We start from the raw sequence: 20,108 nt of genomic DNA on the forward strand, positions 1-20,108 counted from the left end.
TCTCCTCCTATACTACAAGTGCAAAAATCGTCACGACCACACTGATCAGAGCGATTAATTGGACAATAAATTTTCCGTGGAAATTGTGTTTCATCATCATCAAATTTTTGATATCGACCATCGGTCCAAAAACTAAAAAGGCTACGATTGCATTGGTTCCAAATAAACTTAATAAAGAAGAGCCTACAAACGCATCTGCTTCAGAGCAAAGCGACATTGTAAATGCTAAGACCAGCATAACTAAAATTCCGATAATTTTTGATGAAGTTAATTGCAACATGAATTGGGTCGGCAAGAAGACTTGCATCCCACTGGCAATCAAAGCGCCAATAATTAAGTAACGACCGGTATCAAAAAATTCATCAATTCCGTGAACTAAAACCGACCAGATTTTATTCCAAACAGTTAGCGAGTGTTCAGGGTGATTTTCTTCCTCATGAACGTGACTATGTTCGCCATGAGGATGATCAGCGACTTCTTCATTTTTTAAAATCGGTGAACGATTGAAATAGGCGATCCATGAGCCTATAACTAATGCAACTAGTAAGCTTCCCAAAGCTCTTAATAGCGCAAATTTTGTACTATTTCCAAATGCAATATAGGTAGAAAACAAAACAATCGGATTAATGATTGGCGCAGTGACCATAAAAGCAAATGCTGTATGCTCAGGAACGCCCTTTTTCATAAATTGCGTCACGATAGGAACAATTCCACATTCGCAGGATGGAAAGAAAAAGCCTAAAAAAGAACCTACTAAAATAGCTAAAAATTTATTTTTAGGGATAATTTTTTGAACACGCTCTGGTGTTAAAAACACCTGTAATGCTCCCGAAATGATACAACCTAATAACACGAAAGGGATTGCCTCAATGACAATCGATAAAAAAATGGTACTCATCTGTAAAACTGAATGGGGTAAAAAATCAAACATATAATTCCTCCATATTTCTCACTGTTTACAGATATACTCTTTTTTTTAGTAAGAAACAAGAAAAGAATGATTCACAAAGTTATTTTTTAGTCTTTTTTATATTTTAGGCTCTTTTCTATTAAAAAAAGCCCACTCTAAGGAGTGGGCTTTTCACTAACTCTTTTATTTCACAGCATCTTTCAACTGTTTACCAGCTTTAAATGCTGGTGATTTGCTTGCAGCAATAGTAATTTCTTCCCCTGTTTGAGGGTTACGACCTTTACGTGCAGCACGTTCGCGTACTTCAAAGTTACCAAAACCGATAACTTGAACTTTTTCTCCAGCTTGTAATGATGTTTGGATGCCGTCAAACAATGCATCTACTGCAGATGCTGCATCTTTTTTTGTTAAACCAGTTTTTTCTGCTACTTGTTCAACTAAGCTTTGTTTATTAATCATATTGTATTGCCTCCACTATCTTTATAATGTATTCCAAGGCTAATTTTATTCGTTCTTTCCCAGAAAGGCAACACTTAACCTCTTTTTTAACCGAATTTCTCCCAACTTTATTTTTTTATTTATCCAAATAAAAAAAATAAAAAAATCTCTAAAAGTTTTTTTTCTATTAATTGGCATTTCCCTTATTAAATTAATACATTTAATTATAATAAAGCTTATTGATACTTAGTTAAATAACGAAAATAACTGAAAATTAAGCACTTACAGGTTGTTTTAACAAGCTTTGAACATTATATTAAATAAAAAAATATTCAAGGAGTTTAATATGAATCTTAGAAGCTTAATGAAAAAAGAAACAACAAGACGATTACGATTGGTCGAGGAATTATATTATGCCAAGGATCGTCTTACTTCCGAACAACTTATGGACTTATTACAATGCTCATTACCTGCATTGATTAGTGACATCCGCTTTTTAAATGAGGAATCTTTGCCTTTAACCATCACAAAAATCAAAGGATTATATTCAATCGATTTTGATGTCCATGCAACTATTGATGTAATGTACGCTTATATTTTGAAAACAAGTTTAGAATTCCAAGTAATTGAAAGTTTATTTTTTGAGAAGAATCGCGGAATCCAACTAGCTGCTGATCGTTTGAACTGTAGCTTTTCTAACATGCAGCGTTACTTGAAATCCATAAAAAATAAATTAGCGTATTGGGACATCAACGTCTATCATCGTCCTCTTCGTGTAGCTGGTGATGAAGTAACGATTCGACATTTCTATTACCTTTTCTTTAAAGAATCTCGGATGGCTTTTAATGAATACGATTTTTCTGAAGAACTTATTTCAAGTATTGACCAAATGGTTCAACAGTTATTAGAAATGAATCAAATCAGTAACAATATAAATATCCATTCGCAATTGATGCACAGCTTTCTAATTGGATTGCAGCGCATTAAACAAGGGCATCATATAACCAAGCTTTCTTCAGATAGTGGTTTGATCATCCCTTCACTAGATCAATTGGAACGACTAGCCAAGTTAATTAAACGTGAAACGAATTTAGATTTCAATAAAGCACAATTAACAGAATGCTTATGGCCGTTGTTTACACATCAATTGATTTTGAATGCTCGACAACAATCATTGGCAAATCAAATGGACGAAGACTTATCAGATTTTTACGAAGCTCATAATCTATTGTTAGAACAACTAAATCTTAAATTAAGTCACCAAATCGTAAGAACTGAGATAGTCGAAGCATTACGCTTGCTAGGAAATGAGTTGTTCTGCTATTATCCCGAAAGACATTCGATCGAAATACTTCAGCAAACGAGTAAAAACTCATTGGTTTTGCTTGATAAAAAGTATAGTCGTGAAATTCGAAAACTAAAAAAATTAGTTGCTGATTTCTTAGTTGATCAATACGACGCTGCCTTTATTGATATGTATATTAGTCGTTTGATTACAACTATCGATGGTTTATTACAACGACTAATTGATGCAGAAAAACCTATCAAAATTTTGTTACTTTCAGATACTTCTTCTACTCATGAACGGTTTTGGCAATCGATTTTTCCCGCTTTCATCAAGGGATCGGTCTGTTATGAATACTTCGAAAATAGTTTTATTTCGCAAAACGAATTCACAAGTTTAACCAAACATTATGATTTGGTCATTACCAATATCACGATGGATCATTTATACTTCGCCTGCCCTTTGATTGCGATCAATACGTATCCTACAAGCAAAGACTATGATCGAATTCAACATTTTATTAATCAATACGAACCTCTTACATCACGAAAGGAACAGAGCAATGAACTTACGCCATCTACTTAAACGCGACAGCCAACGACAATTACAATTGATAGAAACACTCTATTACTCTCCGAATCCACGGTCTAGTGAAGAGCTTTCTAAAATCACAAAATGTACGACACCTGCGCTGTTGAATGATATTCGTTCAATCAATACTCAAAGTGACTATTATCAAATTATTCGTGAAAATAGTTTGTACCGCTTAGAGTTAGCAGATAACGCGACGATCGATGTCCTTTTTTCTACTTTGATCAACCAATCAATGGCCTTTAAAATCTTAGAGGCCATCTTTTTTGAGGATTGCTCCACCTTGCAAGAATTGTCACGAAAATTATTTTGTAGTTTGACGACTGTTCAGTCTGCAATGAAAGACTTGCAAGAAGCTCTAGGACAATGGAAAATGACCGTGGAACGCCGCCCGTTTCGTTTAACTGGAAATGAGATTGCCATTCGACACTTGTTCTTTTTGTATTTTTCAGAGAAAAAATTCGTTCGTGAACAGACTCGTTATAGTACTGAATTTTATCAATTTGGTGATGCTATCGTTCGCTCAATGATTACTGAAAATGAGCTTCCTGTTTCACTAGCTCAATATAATCGATTGAATCTCAATTTTTTTATCAGTTTGATTCGAATCTCTAAGGGACATCGAATTACTTCTCGTAATTTGACGTCTAAAAGTATTGAGGCACCAAATCAACATGCGATCAATAATTTTAGTCCTTATTTAAGAAGAGAATTACGATTGATTTATTCTGAAGATATCATGAAAGATAGTTTTTGGCTGTTATATGCAGATCTTTTTTTATTAAGTGAAAAACAAAAGCAAAAGTCATTAAGTACTAACTTTTCATTAGCTTATCACTACGAGACCCACTATGAATTTGCTGAAACACTCAGTAAACGATTGATCGAACCTTTGAGTGAGCAACAGAAAGATGAATTAGCCACGATTCTAATCAATCAACATCTTTTCCATGCAAAAACGAAAGAATTTATCAGCGTTGTACAAGATCGTAAACGCGACTGTCTTCAATTAATGGAAGCTTTCCACGCTCATTGTGTTTATCAATTACGACAATTGGTCGTTGACTTTACTGAGCAATATCAATTATTCAATACACCTGAATTTATTGATAATTACATTTATCAAATCATCGCTACGATCCCTCGTTGTATGGACGGTATGAAACAAAGTGAAAAACCGATAGATATTACGATTATTTCGACCGATTCAAAAATGCAAGAGGCTTTATTGACAGAGTTTATCAAATTTTCGATCCGTGGAAATTATCGACTGCAGCAAATTGGAATAGATGAAATACAGGGCGATAATCTACTACCCGTATTTAATCAGAGTGATATCGTAGTCAGTACCTCCACCTTCGACGTGCCAAATTGTCAAACCCCTATCATCGCAGTTGAACTTTGTCCCAGCATCCAATCATTGAATAAAATCCAAAATTTAATCGATCAATTGCAAAGAGAGCGCAGTCAAAAATTTATAGAAACAAATAAAAACACAGTAGAATAATTATTCTACTGTGTTTTTTCATTTTTTAATCGGGATAATTCTTTTTCCATAGAATTTTTTTCTGCTGTCAAACTATCGATCATACGCTGATATTTTTCTTTCCCATTTTTTTTACGAATCAAGTTCAATTCAACAAATGAAAATAGGATAACTATTAACGCTAAGAGAATCACAACAATTGAAATAGCATTCAGATTCACTCGTAGTAATGTATACAACAATACGATGATAGCAATGACCGTTTCGATGATACTCAATTTTGCTCGACGTCCACCGCCAAAAATGATTCGATTTAAGGTTGATCCGTTAAGCAATCCTTCATAGCGTATCAATCGAGCTTCAAGAAAACTAATTTGTTCTTTTAATAAGTCAATCCGTTGTTCCGGCATAATTATTTCGCTCCTTATACTCTGGCTCTATTATCTCTACTAAATGCCTTTTAAGCAAATATTTTCTGGTCTATTTAATCGATATTTTCCTTTTTGTTAAACAAATAGAAAATATCGACCAAAATTCTTAACAATTAAACTCTCTCTAGCACATGATACTAATTAATTATAAGCTTTTTTATCATGGCCTATTATCAAAATAGTTAATAATACTAGGCAAATTCTTATTTGAAATATTCACAAAAACCTGTACAATTATAGTGTAAGCGAATTCAAATTCGCGCGAAAACTGTCAAAAAGGAGTGTGTCAAATGATTATTGGAATTCCAAAAGAAATCAAAAATAACGAAAATCGAGTAGCCCTTCCCCCTTCTGGTGTCTTTGATCTAACAAATCGTGGTCACAAAGTCTTAGTGGAAAAAGACGCTGGTAAAGGTTCTGCCATTTCAGATGATGAATACATCGAAGCAGGTGCAACGATCATTGAGAACGCAGCGGATGTTTGGGCTGCTGAAATGGTGATGAAAGTAAAAGAACCATTACAAGAAGAATATAAATACTTCCGCAAAGGACTACTCCTATTTACTTATTTACACTTAGCGGCAAATAAACCACTAACCGAAGCATTGATTGAAAGTGGCGTAAATGCGATTGCTTATGAAAATGTTCAACCAGCAGACAACACACTTCCTTTACTAGCTCCAATGAGTGAAATTGCTGGTCGCATGGCTGCACAAATCGGTGCCAACTATTTAGAACGAATCAATGGTGGCAAGGGTATTTTATTATCCGGTGTTCCGGGTGTGCGTCGAGGGAATGTAGTAGTGATCGGTGGCGGTGTCGTTGGTTTGAACGCTGCAAAAATTGCTGTCGGATTAGGTGCAAATGTAACGATTTTAGATGTTAGTGTTGCCCGATTGAAAGAATTAGATATCATTTTTGGTAACAGTGTCCAAACTATAATGTCTAACAGTTTCAATATTCAAGAATGTTTGAAAACTGCCGATTTAGTCATTGGCGCTGTTTTGATTCCTGGCCATAAAGCACCTACTTTAGTAACTAAAGAAATGGTGGCTGCAATGCCTGACCACTCTGTAGTTGTCGATGTCGCTATTGATCAAGGAGGAATTTTCGAAACAGAAGATCACGTAACGACTCATGATAATCCTACGTACGTTAAAGAGGGAATCGTTCATTATGCTGTAGCTAATATGCCGGGTGCAGTACCGCAAACAGCAACCCATGCTTTGAGTAACAGCACAATGACCTATGCCAATATCCTAGCTAATAATCCATTAGAAAAAGTATTAGCTGATAATTTAGCTATCCGTCGTGGTGTGAATACTTTCAATGGAAGCTTGACCTTAGAAGCAGTGGCAAAAGATTTATCAATGGATTATACTCCGATCAACGATTTATTAGCGCCAGCAAATTCATAGGAATAAAAAACCTGTCAGCTCTTACTGACAGGTTTTTTTGGTATAATGAAGGATAGTATATTTTAATAACAACTTTTACTACAAGACTGGAGGACTTTATTTATGTTTTCTGACTTTCTATATGAACGTCCGGATCTAGCACAATACAAAAAGAAATTTGAATCCGCAACGCAAACATTTTCAACAGCCAAAAATTATACCAATGCGAAACACGCCATGAAAAAATTAAATGCGATGCGCAGTGAAATGACTAAAAATATGAAGTTGGCGTATATTCGCCATTCTATCAATACAAAGGATGATTTTTACAATCAAGAAAATGAATTTTGGGATCATCATGAACCACTAGTTGATCAACTACATAATACCTTTTATCAAAGTCTGCTCGCTTCTCCTTTTAAAACGGACTTACTGAATGACTATCCAGAAACACTTTTTCTTTTTGCAGAAGATCAACTCGCTTTATTAAACGAATCGGTCATTGAATTGAAACAAAAAGAAAATGAAGTCGTTAGCCGTTATACTCAATTGATTGCTTCTGCAGAATTATTGTTCGATGGAAAAAAATGTACCCTTTCTGAATTAGCAGCATATTTCAGTCAACCTGATCGTGAACTACGTAAAACAGCGCAAGAAGCCTACATTCAATTTTTTAGTGAGCATGAATCAGAATTCGATCAAATTTTTGACCAACTCGTTCATTTAAGAGATCAGCAGGCAAAAAATTTGGGCTTTGCAAATTATGTGGAATATGGCGATCGTTTAATGAATCGTTGGAGTTATAGTCGTGAACAGCTTCAGAATTTTCGTAGATTTATCATTGAAAATGTTGTACCGATCAATCAAAAACTATATAAAAGACAACAAGAACGTCTGGATATAGCATCATTGGAGTATTATGATTTACCACTTGTCTATCCTAAAGGAAATCCTCAACCTCATGGTGACGCTGAAACATTGGTTCACGAAGCCAAAAAAATGTATCATGAATTATCTACAGAAACCGGCGAATTTTTTGATCAAATGATTGCAGAACAATTAATGGACTTAATTAGTCGGCCTGGAAAACAAAGTGGTGGCTACTGTGAATACATTGATGAAGTCAGAATGCCTTTTATTTTTGCAAACTTTAACGGTACTTCTGATGATGTCGATGTCCTGACCCACGAAACTGGTCATGCCTTCCAAAGCTATCTGTCACGCTGGATTGAAGAACCTGAATTGGTTTTTCCAACTTCAGATACTGCTGAGATCCATTCAATGAGCATGGAGTTTTTAACCTGGCCTTGGATGTCTAACTTTTTTGGAGAAGAAAGTAAAAAGTATCAATTTGCTCACTTAAGCAGTGCCCTAGAATTTCTGCCCTATGGAGCATTAGTTGATCATTTTCAAGAAAAAGTCTATTCACATCCTGAATGGACACCAACAAAGCGGAAAAATTGCTGGCGCAAATTAGAAAAATTGTATTGTCCTGAACGTGATTATCAAACATCTGAAGCGTTGGCGCGTGGAATTTATTGGTACCGTCAAGGTCATATTTTTGAAGTTCCTTTTTATTATATTGATTATACGTTAGCTCAAGTTTGTGCATTACAATTTTGGCAACGAGCGATCGTCGAACAAGATCCTACGACTTGGACGGATTACCTCGCGATTTGTCGCATCGGTGGCAGTCAAACATTCTTAGAAACAGTTAAAACAGGTCACCTCGCTTCCCCTTTCGATCAAAATAAAATGAAGTCTTTACTTGCTGTTGTCGATAATTATTTATCAATGATCACAGAAGATGACTTGCGATAAAAAAGTGTCAGATAATAGTCTTATAGACTCGTATAAATTTAAAAAATGACAAAACATTCTTTTTGTTGCATTGTTTAAGTTTGAAAAAATTGAATTTCAAATACGCTATATTTATAAAAAGCAACTGGAAACTACTGTTATCCAGTTGCTTTTTTTGTATCTAGTTTAAAATAGCTGATTTACTCTATGAGATGGTATAATTAAATTAAATAACTAGAAAGGATTGATTGATTTGAATTATGAGATCTCAGATAGCACATTTGCACCCATTGCGAAAATCACTTTAAGCACGAATGAGAAACTACGTATTGAACGAGGAGCTATGGTTTATACAACTGGTAATATAGAGCTAGAAGGAACGATGAATTCGAATAGTAAAAAAGGTTTTGGTGGGGCTTTAAGTGCAGTCGGCCGTTCAGTCACCAGTGGCGAGAGCGTATTCATTAGTACTGCAACTTCTCATTCGGACAATTCTGTAATCGCGATTGCTCCTTCTGATCCAGGAAAAATTTTTGCTTTGGATGTAGGTAATGAGCATTGGCGTTTAAATACAGGAGCTTTTCTTGCTAGTGAAGAAAATGTTAACTATCAAATGAAACGACAAAAATTATCTGGTGCTTTACTTGGAGGTACTGGAGGGCTATTTGTCATGGAAACGACTGGTAACGGAAAGATTTTAGTTTCTGCTTTCGGTGACATCGAAAAAATTGAATTGGATGGAACAAAAACAGTGACCATTAATAACCGTCATGTGATTGCTTGGTCAAATTCTTTAGATTATTCAATCCATGTAGCTTCAGGTAAAATTGGTTTTAAAACCGGTGCAGGTATAGTGACTGAATTTAGCGGCCAGGGGTGTATTTATATCCAAACCCGAAATCTCAGAAGCTTCGCTCGACACATTAGCGACTTTATTCCAAATACTAATTCCTAATAATTTGCTGACAGGATTGTATCTCAGCTAAATAACGGGTAAAATATGGAAGACACTTTTGTAGAAAGCTGGTTTATATGACTGAAAAAAATTTACATGAGGCGGAGCCGCAAAATAGTTCTTCACGAATGGCCCGTTACCACACTGAGAAGGCTCCAATCATGAAAAAGGAACCTGATGAAAAAGTAGTCGCTGCGACTACTGCACCAAAGAAACAAGCCACTGCTCAAGAAAAAATGGTGCAAAGCACCGCCTGGCTGACTGTCGGAAATATCTTTTCCCGTCTTTTAGGAGCTGTTTATGTCATCCCTTGGTATATGTGGATGCAGCCTCACGGGGAAGCGGCCAATTATTTATATACCAAAGGCTACAACGTTTATGCCTTGTTCTTGATGATTTCCACGGCCGGAATTCCAGCAGCTGTTGCTAAACAAACGGCTCGATACAATTCCATGAATGAGTATGGATTAAGTAAAAAATTACTTTTTTATACATTACGCTTGATGACCATTGGTGGTATTATCTGTGCAGGTATTATGTACTTGGGAGCCCCTTTCTTAGCTCAAGGAAATGCGGATTTGATTCCGGTTATGCGCTCACTAAGCGTAGTTTTATTGATTTTCCCTGCAATGAGCGTAATCCGAGGTTTCTTCCAAGGAAATAACAATATGAAGCCCTATGCTATTTCACAAATCATTGAGCAGATCGCTCGGGTTTGCTATATGCTAGCGACAGCTTATATCATTATGCAAGTCAATCAAGGCAGCTATAAAACAGCTGTTGTCCAATCAACGTTTGCTGCATTTATCGGTGTAGCCTTCGCAATGGCCGTTTTACTGGTTTCATTATTAAAAGAACGAGCTACATTCAGAGAAATGATCAAAGAGAGCAGCAATAAGATTAGTTTTTCTGGACGTCAATTAGTCTTACAAATGATTGCCCAAGCTATTCCATTCATCATTGTCGGTAGTGGAATCAGTATTTTTAAATTGATCGATCAATATTCGTTTGAATCGATCATGGGAATGGTCACAAATTATTCTGCTGCTAAAAATGCAGAACTATTTGCTTTGATTTCTGCCAACCCAGATAAATTGACTATGGTCGTGATTGCATTAGGAACAGCGATGGCAACTGCTGGACTTCCATTGATCACAGAACGCTTTACTAAAAAGGATCATGTCGGATTGGCAAAACTAGTAACGAATAATATTCAATTACTATTCTTTGTCATGATGCCTGCGACTATTGGGATGATCGTTCTTTCCTACCCATTGAATACATTGTTCTATCGCCCTAATCTGCAAGGCGCTCACCTATTGGCTGCTTCTTGTATCGTTGGAATCATGATGGGGTTGTTTATGGTTTGTTCAACAATGCTTCAAGGACTAGATGGAAACATGCAAGCTGTTTGGTTCTTAGGAGTGGGTATTTTAGTCAAAGTTTTGACTCAGTTCCCATTGATCTATATGTTCCGCTCATACGGTCCTTTGATTGCTACCTTTGTTGGCTTGTTCGTTGCAAATATGTTTTTACTGGATCGGATTCATGTACTGACCGGATTTGCCTTTCGAGATACTCTTAATGCTATTGTTAAAATCGCCGGCATGTCAATTGTAATGGGGATCGTAGCATTTGTTGTGAAATTTATTTGTGAGGCCGTTCTAAGTTCTGATTCTAAAGTCCAATCGATGATTATTATCTTAATAGTTGCGGCTCTCGGAGGATTGAGTTATATCGTCCTAGCTTTAAAAACACGTATGGCTGATAATTTACTAGGACCAAGAGTAGATGGTATTCGCCGTCGTTTACACATTAAATAGTTTTTTATGACACGTATGATATTACGTGTCTTTTTTAACTATTCAAATAGTTAGAATGCTTATATATTTTTTAAAATTTAAGTCATCTCAATAGCCACATGAAGATCAAAAGCATTACTCTCTAAAAAACAATAGGCTTCTGGATTAAAACTTATTGATTTTCTTTCAATAGATTCCGCCAAGTAATCATTGTCTTATTGACATGATTCAAAACTTCCAACTCCGTTTTTTTAGGATCCGCAGCCTCTGATTGATAAAATTTTTCGAGCTTTTCGTAATTATTTTGTAACTGAGTCAAAATTTTTTGATTTTCTCTTTCTTCCAACAATAGGCTGTCTGCTTCAGCTTTCAATTGTTGAACAACAAATGGCGTCGTCTCTTGAAAATAAACGTAACCATATTTATTCAAATTGTTCTTATAAGATTGCATTGTTTGAATCGAAACTTCTATTACTGCAGCGATGTCTTTCGCTTTATCTGGCACGATAATCGTTTCCGTCATTTCAGCTACTGGCTGCTTTTTCTTGTTGCTCTGGCGCCATAAAATAAATATAAATAGGCCAATAACGATAATTGCTAGTAAAATTTTGGGGATGTTACTACTTCCCATTCACGTTCACTTCCTCTAAATGATGTTCCTATTATACCGAAAAAAAAGTGCGTTGGGATAAAAATCCCAACGCTATTTATTTATTTTTCTATTTTTTCTTCAACTTTGGCTAATGCCTGGGTCAGATCAGCTAATAAATCGGCTGTATCTTCAATGCCTACAGATAATCTTAATAACCCATCAGTCACTCCTTGCTTCTCTCGCTCTTCTTTCGGCACACAAGCGTGACTCATCGTCACAGGATAAGACAAGATTGATTCAACCCCACCTAAACTGACAGCAGCGATCGGTATTTTTAAAGCTTCTGCAAAAGCGAAAACCGCTTCTTGATCCGCTAATTCAAAGGATAAAACAGCTCCACCAGATGAGGCTTGCTGTTTTTGGATCTCATATCCAGGATGACTTTTTAAGCCGGGATAATTGACCTTTTTTACTGCCGGATGCTGTTCTAACATCTGACTAATTTTTTCTGCACTGCGAACACTTTGTTCCATCCGTAGCCCCATCGTTTTGAGTCCACGCATTGTTAACCAGCAATCTTCAACACCTAAAATACCGCCCAATACTTTTTGTTGTAAAAAGATTTGTTCATGCCACACCGGATCATCTGTAATGACTAATCCAGCGACAACATCGCTATGCCCATTGATAAACTTTGTAGCGCTATGGATCACGATATCCACTCCTAAGTCTAAAGGGTTTTGAAATTGTGGTGTCATAAATGTATTATCGATCATCGTAACTAATCCATGTGCTTTAGCAATCGAGACAACACCAACAATATCAGTTACCGAAAGCAATGGGTTAGATGGTGTTTCAAGATAGAGTCCTTTAGTATTTGGTCGAATCGCCTCTTCCCAAGCAGTTAAATCTGTTTCATCTACAAAAGTTATCTCAATTCCAAAGCGTTGCATGACCTCATTGACTAATTGAAAAGTCCCACCATAGATGCTCTTACACATCACTAAATGATCGCCTTGATCAAAGCTCAATAAAACTGCTGAAATAGCACTCATTCCAGAAGCGAAAGCTACAGCGTAATTCCCATTCTCCATTGCCGCAACTGCCTCTTCTAGAGCTGCACGCGTTGGATTTCCGAAACGAGAATACGTATACGGTTGTCCCTCTTTGATTGACGTTTGTTTAAATGTCGAGCATTGATAAATCGGAATCGATGATGCCCCAGTCGTTTCATCAAAGGCACGATAGCCGTGTATTAATTTAGTATTATTTTCCATCAGAAATCCCCCTTTTATCTACAATTTAAGCATATCATTTTTAAAAGCGTTTTCATTGTTTTTAGAAGAATTCCCATAGAAAATTTAGCTAACTTTTAGTAAAAGCTAGCTAATTCTAATGGATCACAAAATAAAAGATTCCACCCAAAACCAGTAAGAGCGTAAAATTGATGACACTGAATAAACCTAAGAATTTTTTTGTTTCATTCGAATAGTATACGCGAAATAAATTATAGCCGATTAAGTTTGCTAACGAAGCAATCAAGGTTCCTAATCCGCCGATATTCACACCTAAAATCACAGCTTGTTGATTTGTCGTAAATGGTGCAATCAAAAATGCTGCAGGTACATTAGAAATAACTTGGCTTAATCCTAAGCTGGCTAAATAAACGCTGTGCCCATTCAATGACTTTAAAAAGTTTTTGATAGCAGCCATTTGGCCAATATTTCCCACGATAATAAAAAAGAAAACAAAAGTCAGTAATAGACCATAGTCGACACGAGCAAATAATTCTCGACGATAAAATAAAATGATTAATGCGACTAACGCCACCGCCCATAAATATGCAAAAATATTTAAAACAACTAGAATCATCACAAGCATCAAAGCAGCTAACAAAAATCCTTCTTTTTTATCTACTACTTGTTCTTCAAAATTCATTTCCGATTGTTCTTCAAAATTCATTTCCGATAAAGGATCTTTTTCTACAAAAAAAGTCAGCAATCCAATCAATACACTACTTAATACTAAAACTGCTCCCATCCATGACAAAAATTGACCTAATTCAACATGATAGAAGTCATATAAGTATAAATTTTGAGGGTTTCCAAAAGGAAAAAAACTACTTCCTAAATTTGCTGCTACAATGATCAATACCGCGCCCAAAAAACGCCCTTTAAACTGTGGGAGTATTTGTAATATTTTCAAATAGATTGGTAATAACGTCAAAATCGCTACGTCATTTGTTAAAAACATTGAACCAATCAAAGCTAAAATGATCATTAGTTGAACTAATTGGCGACTATCTTTTGAATAATGCATCAACTTTTGAGCAACAAAGCGTAAAAAACCGATTTCTTCAAATCCCTGAATCAATAACATCAAACCAAACAAAGTCAAGATAACTTTGAAATCAATATCTCCAATCGAAAAGCGACCAATAAGACAGCTGATAATTGCTAATAGAAATGAGAAACTCAATAATTTATTGTTTTTAAAATAATTTAGAACTTTTTTCATATATTCTCACCTCCATCTTTAGAATACCTTAGCAAACAAAAATTTTACAAAAAAAAGACTCTTACAACAAGAGTCTTTTAAAAGTTATTTTGTTTCTAAATCATGTAAAAACAATCCACTTAATAGTTTTGGTTCAAACCAGGTAGACTTTGGCGGCATGATTTGCTTTGCATCAGCCACTGTTAACAAATCCTTCATTTGAGTCGGATACATTGAAAAAGCCAATTGATAGGCACCAGAGTCGACCAATTCTTCTAATTCCGCTGTCCCACGAATCCCGCCGACAAAATCAATTCGCTGATCTGTTCGCATATCCTTGATGTCAAAAATATCTTCTAATATATATTTTTGTAACAAAGCGACATCTAATTTTCCAACTGGGTCTTGAGGTATTTTCTCAGGTTTAATGCTTAACGTATACCAAGCTTGACCATCGTATAGTTGGCAATCCCCCGCTTGAGTTGGTTTCTTGTGCTGTGTTTTTGTTATCGTATAATTTTCAGCCATACGGGGAAAGAAATCTTCAGGTACATCAACGTTAAGCACTCGATTGTACTCCCAGATCGCTAATTGGTCTTCTGGAAAAATGATCGATAAGAATTTTTCCGTTTCACTATTTTGTTCCCCGCTTTTTCTTTTTTCTAGACCGACTTTCACTGCTGATTCTGTTCTATGATGCCCATCAGCAATATACAGAGCATCAACTTTCGTAAATAAATCACTAATTGTTTGAATCGTTAATGGGTCATCAATCATCCACACACGATGAGTCACTTCATGAAAACTAGTAAAATCATAAATGGGTCTATGTGTAGATTTCCATTCTGCTACTAATAACTGAATGTCATTCTGTGGTCGATAGCTTAAAAAAATCGGACTTGTATTAGCATCACACGTTCGGATATGATTCATTCGATCGATTTCTTTTTCATGGCGAGTAAATTCATGTTTTTTTATTTTTTCATCTAGATAATCTTGGATAGACGTACAAGTCACGATCCCCGTTTGGCTGCGTCCATCCATTACTAATTCATATAAGTAAAAAGCAGCAGCTGCTTCTTTAACTAACCAACCTTTAGCTAAAAAATCGGTCAAATTTTTAGCTGCTGTTTGATAGACTTCTGGATCGTAAACAGAAATGGATTCTGAGACATCAATCTCTGCTTTATCAATATGGAAATAACTGTAAGGATTGCCTTGAGCCAATTCTTGAGCTTCCTGTGAGTTCACGACATCGTAAGGCAAAGCGGCTACTTTATGAGCCAATTTTCTATCCGGTCGAATAGCTTTGAACGGCGATACTTGAACCATTAAAATTCCCCTTCCTGATGTTTGATAACCCGCACACGGATAATGCCAGCAATTTGATTTAATTTTTCAGTAATAGCAGAAATTTTCTCAGGATCTTTTTCAGAAATATCGACTAAAGTATAAGCATAGTCATCTTTTCCGCGATTGACCATATTATCAATATTAACTTCTAAAGCAGCAATCTCAGAAGCAATTACTCCTAACATATTCGGAACATTTTGATTGATTACTGTAATCCGGTATGGCGAATCAAAGGCCATCTCAACCGTAGGAAAGTTGACTGAACGCTTGATGATGCCTGTTTCTAAAAATCGTTTCAAGCCACGTGCGGCCATTTTGGCACAATTCACCTCTGCCTCTGCTGTAGATGCACCTAGATGCGGCAATACAGTAATTTTTTCGTTATGCAATAATTTCTCTTCTGCAAAATCAGTCGTAAATCCAGCAAGTTGATTTTTATTGATTGCTTTCAAAACGGCATCCGTATCAACGATTTCACCACGCGCAAAATTAAGCAGTTGAGCGGTCGGCTTCATCTGCGATAATTCTTTTTCACTAATCAAGTGATGTGTTTGATCATTCAGTGGTACATGGATCGTAATAAAATCGCAATTAGTTAAAACCTCTTTTAAATCCTGAGCCCGTCGCACTCTTCTAGAAATGCTCCATGCAGTATCAACGGAAACATAGGGATCATATCCAGTTACTTCCATTCCTAATCGATACGCATCATTGGCGACCATCGCTCCAATGGCACCTAAACCCACTACTCCTAATTTTTTGCCTTCTAGTTCTGTTCCAGCGAACTGAGCTTTTTTAGCCTCTGCTTGTTCGTCCACATCAGAACCGCTAAGCTGCTGAATCCAACCGATTCCTTTTACCATTGGTCGAACAGCTAATAATAAACTAGCGATCACTAACTCCTTGACTGCATTTGCATTCGCTCCTGGTGTATTAAAAACAACGATACCATTTTCAGTGCATTTTTTTACTGGTATATTGTTTGTACCCGCGCCTGCTCGGGCAACAGCTAATACAGATGCAGGAAAATCATAATCATGGAGTTTTTGACTTCTTAAAATGATTCCATCTGGATCATTCTTCTTATTGATTTGATAATTTTCTTGATCAAATCGTTCCAATCCTTCAGGGGCAATCGCATTGAACGTTTTTATTTGAAACATTTACTTCCCTCCATGTTCACTTTCAAATTTGTCCATTAAGGTTACTAATGCTTTAACACCTTCAAGTGGAAAAGCATTATACAAACTCGCTCGCATCCCGCCGACAGAGCGATGTCCTTTTAAGTTTTGAAATCCTTCAGCTACAGCTGCTTGATTGAAAGCTTTATCTAATTCCGCAGTTCCTGTAATAAACGGAATATTCGTCAAAGAACGACTATCCTGTCGAACCGGACTTTCAAAAAGAGCTGATTTTTCGATAGCATCATATAACACTGCTGCCTTTTCTTTGTTCTGCTTAAGAATACTATCAATACCACCTTGTTCCTTCAACCATTCAAAAACTAACTGAGCGATATAAATACTATAAGTCGGTGGTGTATTATACATCGAATTATTTTTGACTTGTAAAGTATAGTCAAGCATTGGGGCAAAAATGGCCTCTTGATTTAATAAGTCTTCACGAATAATCACAACCGTCAATCCTGCCGGACCAATATTTTTCTGGGCTCCTGCATAAATCAGACCAAAATCAGTTACTTGATAATCATTAGCTAAAATATTTGACGACATATCAGCTACAATAGGAACTTTTCCAAAATTTGGGATAGTCGTATAGGCTGTTCCTTCAATCGTATTATTGGTTGTGATGTGAACATACGCAGCTTCTTGATCTACTGTTTGCGGCAACTCGGGAATATAACTGTAATTTTTATCTTGACTTGAGGCAATAATTTCAACATTAACTTTCGGGATTGCTTTTGCTGCAGTGATCGCCTTTTTAGACCATGAGCCTGTATCTACATACAAAGCTTTTTTACCTTGAGCTAAGTTTAACGGCACCATACTAAACTGCAGACTAGCCCCTCCCTGAAGAAATAATACTTTATAATTATTAGGAATCTTCATTAAATTTCTTAATAAAGATTCTGCCGAACAAATAATTTCATCAAATAAGGAGGACCGATGACTCAGCTCCATGACCGACATGCCGCTACCTCTGTAATTTAGCAATTCGGATTGTGCAGTTTCCAATACTTTTTGGGGTAAGACTGCTGGGCCAGCTGAAAAATTATAAATTGTCATATACTATCGCTCCTTCTTAAGATGTGATGCCAATTATAACAGATCTCTTTAAATGATAAAAGATTAATCTAAAACTAATTAATCAGTAATTTAATCAATTTGATAAAAATCCACTTATTTATTTGAGAAAAATAGCGATGTAAATCTTCAATTGATTATTTACTTAAAAAGACAACTATTTATTTGACAACTAAACTAGAATGGATTACTCTTCTTATAGTTTAAATTACAACTATTTATTTTAAGAAAGAAGCGGATATCATGTCTTTAACTGCTCAACAAACACTCGATACAAAGAAAGAATTTCAGGAAAATTTTGAACGTACTGGTTTAACTTTAGAACAAATAGCCGAAGATTTGCATACTTCACCTGCCATCATTGCGGATACGTTAGTATTAAACGTTTCTCGAATTGAAGATCCCTGGGTCTTAAAAAATTATTTAGAGGATGTGCTTGATAAAAAAGGTATTGCTAGTATTCCTTTTAGCGCACTAGTAGGAGATTATCATCGGTATTGGTTTTTAAATAGCCGCCGAATTGAAAAAAGAAAGATCGGATAAAAAAAATCCTCAGCAATTTCTGCTGAGGATTTTTTGTTATTCTGCTTTTGAACGTCGAATATAGTTTTGGTAAAGAATAATACCCACAATTGTAAATCCAACTGGACCAGCAATCATCCATAGTGTATCGCGAACGCCTGCACCTTCAATGATTGGTTGGAAAATCGTAAAGACATTCGCACCTAAAACAAGTAAGAAGACGACAACACTAATCGCAATTGTTAATCCATGAGATTTATATACTTCAAATGGACGATCCAAACCTGGTTTTTTCTTGAATTTAGGGAATGCATAAATCAAGAATAGGTACGGTAACGTCATTGAAACATTTGCCATCAATGTCAAGATATTGTAGAAAGCTGATGGATCAGGTGTCCCGAATGAGGCAATCAAGATGATTGCTACAACGATCAAACATTGTGTCCACATCGCATAGCTTGGCATACCATTTTCATTCAATTCTGTAAATTTCTTAGGCCATAATTTTTTAGGTGTTCCCATAATCACTGTCTTTAATGGTGAATAAGTCAATGTGAAGAACGCACCACTATAGGCTAAGAACATTCCTAAACCAGTATAACGCGCAAACCAATTACCCATACTGATAGCAGCAGAATGGCTCAGGCCGATAGCATTACCGAATTCTACTCCTAAGTTATTCATCATAACATATGAGATATTTCCTAAGTTTGTTGTATCACCTGATAAAACATCTTGCCAGTTTGTACTTACACCCCAAAGGAAGATTCCTAACGCGTATCCTACAGAAATAATCAAGGCAGAGAAAACGACCGCTTTAGGGAATGTTTTTTCTGGATTTCTTGTTTTATCTACCATACCGCCGACAGCTTCTAAACCACCATAAGCAAAGATAGCAAATACAGCAAAACCTAATAAACCAATCGGACTTTGGTAACTAGGATTTGGAGAATGTAGAATGTGATCAAATGGTTGAGCTAAATGTCCACCCTTAGCAACCAAGATAATTCCTGAAATCACGATCAATACGACATTTAAACTTGTTACAGCAAGTCCACCTAAACTAGTAATTTTAACGATTCCTTTAACCCCTTTGATAGAGACTAAAGTAACGATTACCATCCAGACACAGGCTAAGATCCCAACCATTTGTGTTGAGTTTAAACCAAACATGTGTAATTTTTGTGTTTGGTCACTCCCAGCAAAGGCTGTTGTAAAAGGAATCCAAACTTTAGATGATGTAGATACCATCCAGACAACGTAAGAAGCAAACCACATAAATGTTCCGATAAATGCAAAACGTGGTCCTACGCTGACTTCTAACCATTTATACATTCCGCTATTTTCACCTTTGATTGTTGAACCAAATTCAGCCATCATCAAGGCAAATGGAATGAAAAATAGAATTGCAGCTACGACATAAAAGACGATTGAGCCATACCCCATCAAGTAAAAGGCTACCGGTCCGTTGGCAAACCCGAATACTGAGGTAAAGATCATCATGACCAGAGCGCCAAGCGTCATGCCTTTTTCTGCTTTGGACATTGAAACCACTCCTATTCAATTAATTTAGGGGTTGTTTTTTTTTAATTCATTCGATCTATATAACTAGTTATTAATTAGACAATAATAACTCAAACAAAGTAAAACCCCGACTATAACTTTACAATGAAAAAATACACTTTGCAAGTTATCAATATTTTATAAATATTCTGAAAAATCTCTTCTTAATAGAGTTAGCCTTATCTGTATATTTAAAATACAAGATTAAAAAATAACGCTTACA

General features: G+C 36.0%; 17 protein-coding genes. 7 read left to right on the top strand and 10 right to left on the bottom strand.

All coding sequences use genetic code 11. The annotated features are described in order from the left end of the window. Window positions 1-7 precede the first annotated feature (7 nt). Both ACKTSC_RS03710 and ACKTSC_RS03715 read right to left on the bottom strand, forming a co-directional pair. Window positions 8-931 carry a permease gene (locus ACKTSC_RS03710; protein WP_332579702.1) on the bottom strand — a complete coding sequence of 308 codons (924 nt, stop codon included), beginning with the start codon at window positions 929-931 and terminating at the stop codon, window positions 8-10. 162 nt (window positions 932-1,093) lie between these two features. After that, the gene (locus ACKTSC_RS03715) at window positions 1,094-1,369 is read right to left on the bottom strand and encodes an HU family DNA-binding protein (RefSeq protein ID WP_332579701.1); all 276 of its coding nucleotides are present in this window, start codon (window positions 1,367-1,369) and stop codon (window positions 1,094-1,096) included. Window positions 1,370-1,694: 325 nt separating this feature from the next. On the opposite strand from ACKTSC_RS03715, the gene ACKTSC_RS03720 reads away from it, so the two are divergent. Beyond that, entirely contained in the window at window positions 1,695-3,218 is a 1,524-nt protein-coding gene (locus ACKTSC_RS03720) for an AcpB/EbpR/MafR family transcriptional regulator (RefSeq protein WP_407856866.1), read from the top strand. Further along, window positions 3,196-4,731 (top strand): AcpB/EbpR/MafR family transcriptional regulator, encoded by a 1,536-nt coding sequence (locus tag ACKTSC_RS03725; protein ID WP_407856867.1) that lies wholly within the window; start codon window positions 3,196-3,198, stop codon window positions 4,729-4,731. Before ACKTSC_RS03720 ends, ACKTSC_RS03725 begins: the two co-directional genes overlap by 23 nt. A 5-nt stretch (window positions 4,732-4,736) precedes the next feature. On the opposite strand, the gene ACKTSC_RS03730 is transcribed toward ACKTSC_RS03725, so the two are convergent. Continuing rightward, a complete protein-coding gene (locus tag ACKTSC_RS03730) occupies window positions 4,737-5,120 on the bottom strand; it encodes a hypothetical protein (RefSeq protein ID WP_332579698.1) in 384 nt (127 codons plus the stop codon). A gap of 311 nt (window positions 5,121-5,431) precedes the next feature. On the opposite strand from ACKTSC_RS03730, the gene ald reads away from it, so the two are divergent. The 4 genes from ald (at window position 5,432) to ACKTSC_RS03750 (ending at window position 11,116) form a co-directional block, all read left to right on the top strand. Then, entirely contained in the window at window positions 5,432-6,559 is a 1,128-nt protein-coding gene (ald, locus tag ACKTSC_RS03735) for an alanine dehydrogenase (RefSeq protein WP_407856868.1), read from the top strand. A gap of 102 nt (window positions 6,560-6,661) precedes the next feature. Further along, window positions 6,662-8,359 (top strand): M3 family oligoendopeptidase, encoded by a 1,698-nt coding sequence (locus tag ACKTSC_RS03740; RefSeq protein WP_407856869.1) that lies wholly within the window; start codon window positions 6,662-6,664, stop codon window positions 8,357-8,359. A gap of 232 nt (window positions 8,360-8,591) precedes the next feature. Next, window positions 8,592-9,293 carry a TIGR00266 family protein gene (locus ACKTSC_RS03745; RefSeq protein WP_407856870.1) on the top strand — a complete coding sequence of 234 codons (702 nt, stop codon included), beginning with the start codon at window positions 8,592-8,594 and terminating at the stop codon, window positions 9,291-9,293. Window positions 9,294-9,370: 77 nt separating this feature from the next. Next, window positions 9,371-11,116 (top strand): putative polysaccharide biosynthesis protein, encoded by a 1,746-nt coding sequence (locus ACKTSC_RS03750; protein WP_407855198.1) that lies wholly within the window; start codon window positions 9,371-9,373, stop codon window positions 11,114-11,116. Window positions 11,117-11,267: 151 nt separating this feature from the next. Here the strand turns inward: ACKTSC_RS03750 and ACKTSC_RS03755 are convergent, their stop codons facing one another. The 6 genes from ACKTSC_RS03755 to serC all read right to left on the bottom strand — a co-directional run bounded on the left by ACKTSC_RS03755 (window position 11,268) and on the right by serC (window position 17,782). After that, window positions 11,268-11,726: a hypothetical protein gene (locus tag ACKTSC_RS03755; RefSeq protein ID WP_407856871.1), complete on the bottom strand. Its 459-nt coding sequence runs from the start codon at window positions 11,724-11,726 to the stop codon at window positions 11,268-11,270. An 80-nt stretch (window positions 11,727-11,806) separates the two neighbouring features. Beyond that, window positions 11,807-12,964 (bottom strand): trans-sulfuration enzyme family protein, encoded by a 1,158-nt coding sequence (locus ACKTSC_RS03760; protein ID WP_407856872.1) that lies wholly within the window; start codon window positions 12,962-12,964, stop codon window positions 11,807-11,809. A 115-nt stretch (window positions 12,965-13,079) separates the two neighbouring features. Next, a complete protein-coding gene (locus ACKTSC_RS03765) occupies window positions 13,080-14,204 on the bottom strand; it encodes an SLC13 family permease (RefSeq protein ID WP_407856873.1) in 1,125 nt (374 codons plus the stop codon). 84 nt (window positions 14,205-14,288) lie between these two features. Further along, window positions 14,289-15,515, bottom strand: a complete 1,227-nt coding sequence (locus ACKTSC_RS03770) for a DUF1015 domain-containing protein (protein WP_407856874.1) — start codon at window positions 15,513-15,515, stop codon at window positions 14,289-14,291. Beyond that, entirely contained in the window at window positions 15,515-16,699 is a 1,185-nt protein-coding gene (locus tag ACKTSC_RS03775) for a phosphoglycerate dehydrogenase (protein ID WP_407856875.1), read from the bottom strand. Before ACKTSC_RS03775 ends, ACKTSC_RS03770 begins: the two co-directional genes overlap by 1 nt. Then, a complete protein-coding gene (gene serC / locus ACKTSC_RS03780; RefSeq protein WP_407856876.1) occupies window positions 16,700-17,782 on the bottom strand; it encodes a 3-phosphoserine/phosphohydroxythreonine transaminase in 1,083 nt (360 codons plus the stop codon). Between the two features lie 261 nt (window positions 17,783-18,043). Between serC and ACKTSC_RS03785 the strand changes: the two genes are divergently transcribed. Next, window positions 18,044-18,343 (top strand): DUF2316 family protein, encoded by a 300-nt coding sequence (locus tag ACKTSC_RS03785; protein WP_407856877.1) that lies wholly within the window; start codon window positions 18,044-18,046, stop codon window positions 18,341-18,343. A gap of 36 nt (window positions 18,344-18,379) precedes the next feature. Here ACKTSC_RS03785 and yjeM read toward each other — a convergent pair whose 3' ends face one another. After that, entirely contained in the window at window positions 18,380-19,867 is a 1,488-nt protein-coding gene (gene yjeM, locus ACKTSC_RS03790; RefSeq protein WP_332653573.1) for a glutamate/gamma-aminobutyrate family transporter YjeM, read from the bottom strand. Between the last annotated feature and the right edge of the window lie 241 nt (window positions 19,868-20,108).

It is taken from the genome of Enterococcus hailinensis, from assembly GCF_045862035.1.
GTDB classification, from domain to species: Bacteria; Bacillota; Bacilli; order Lactobacillales; family Enterococcaceae; genus Enterococcus_A; species Enterococcus_A hailinensis.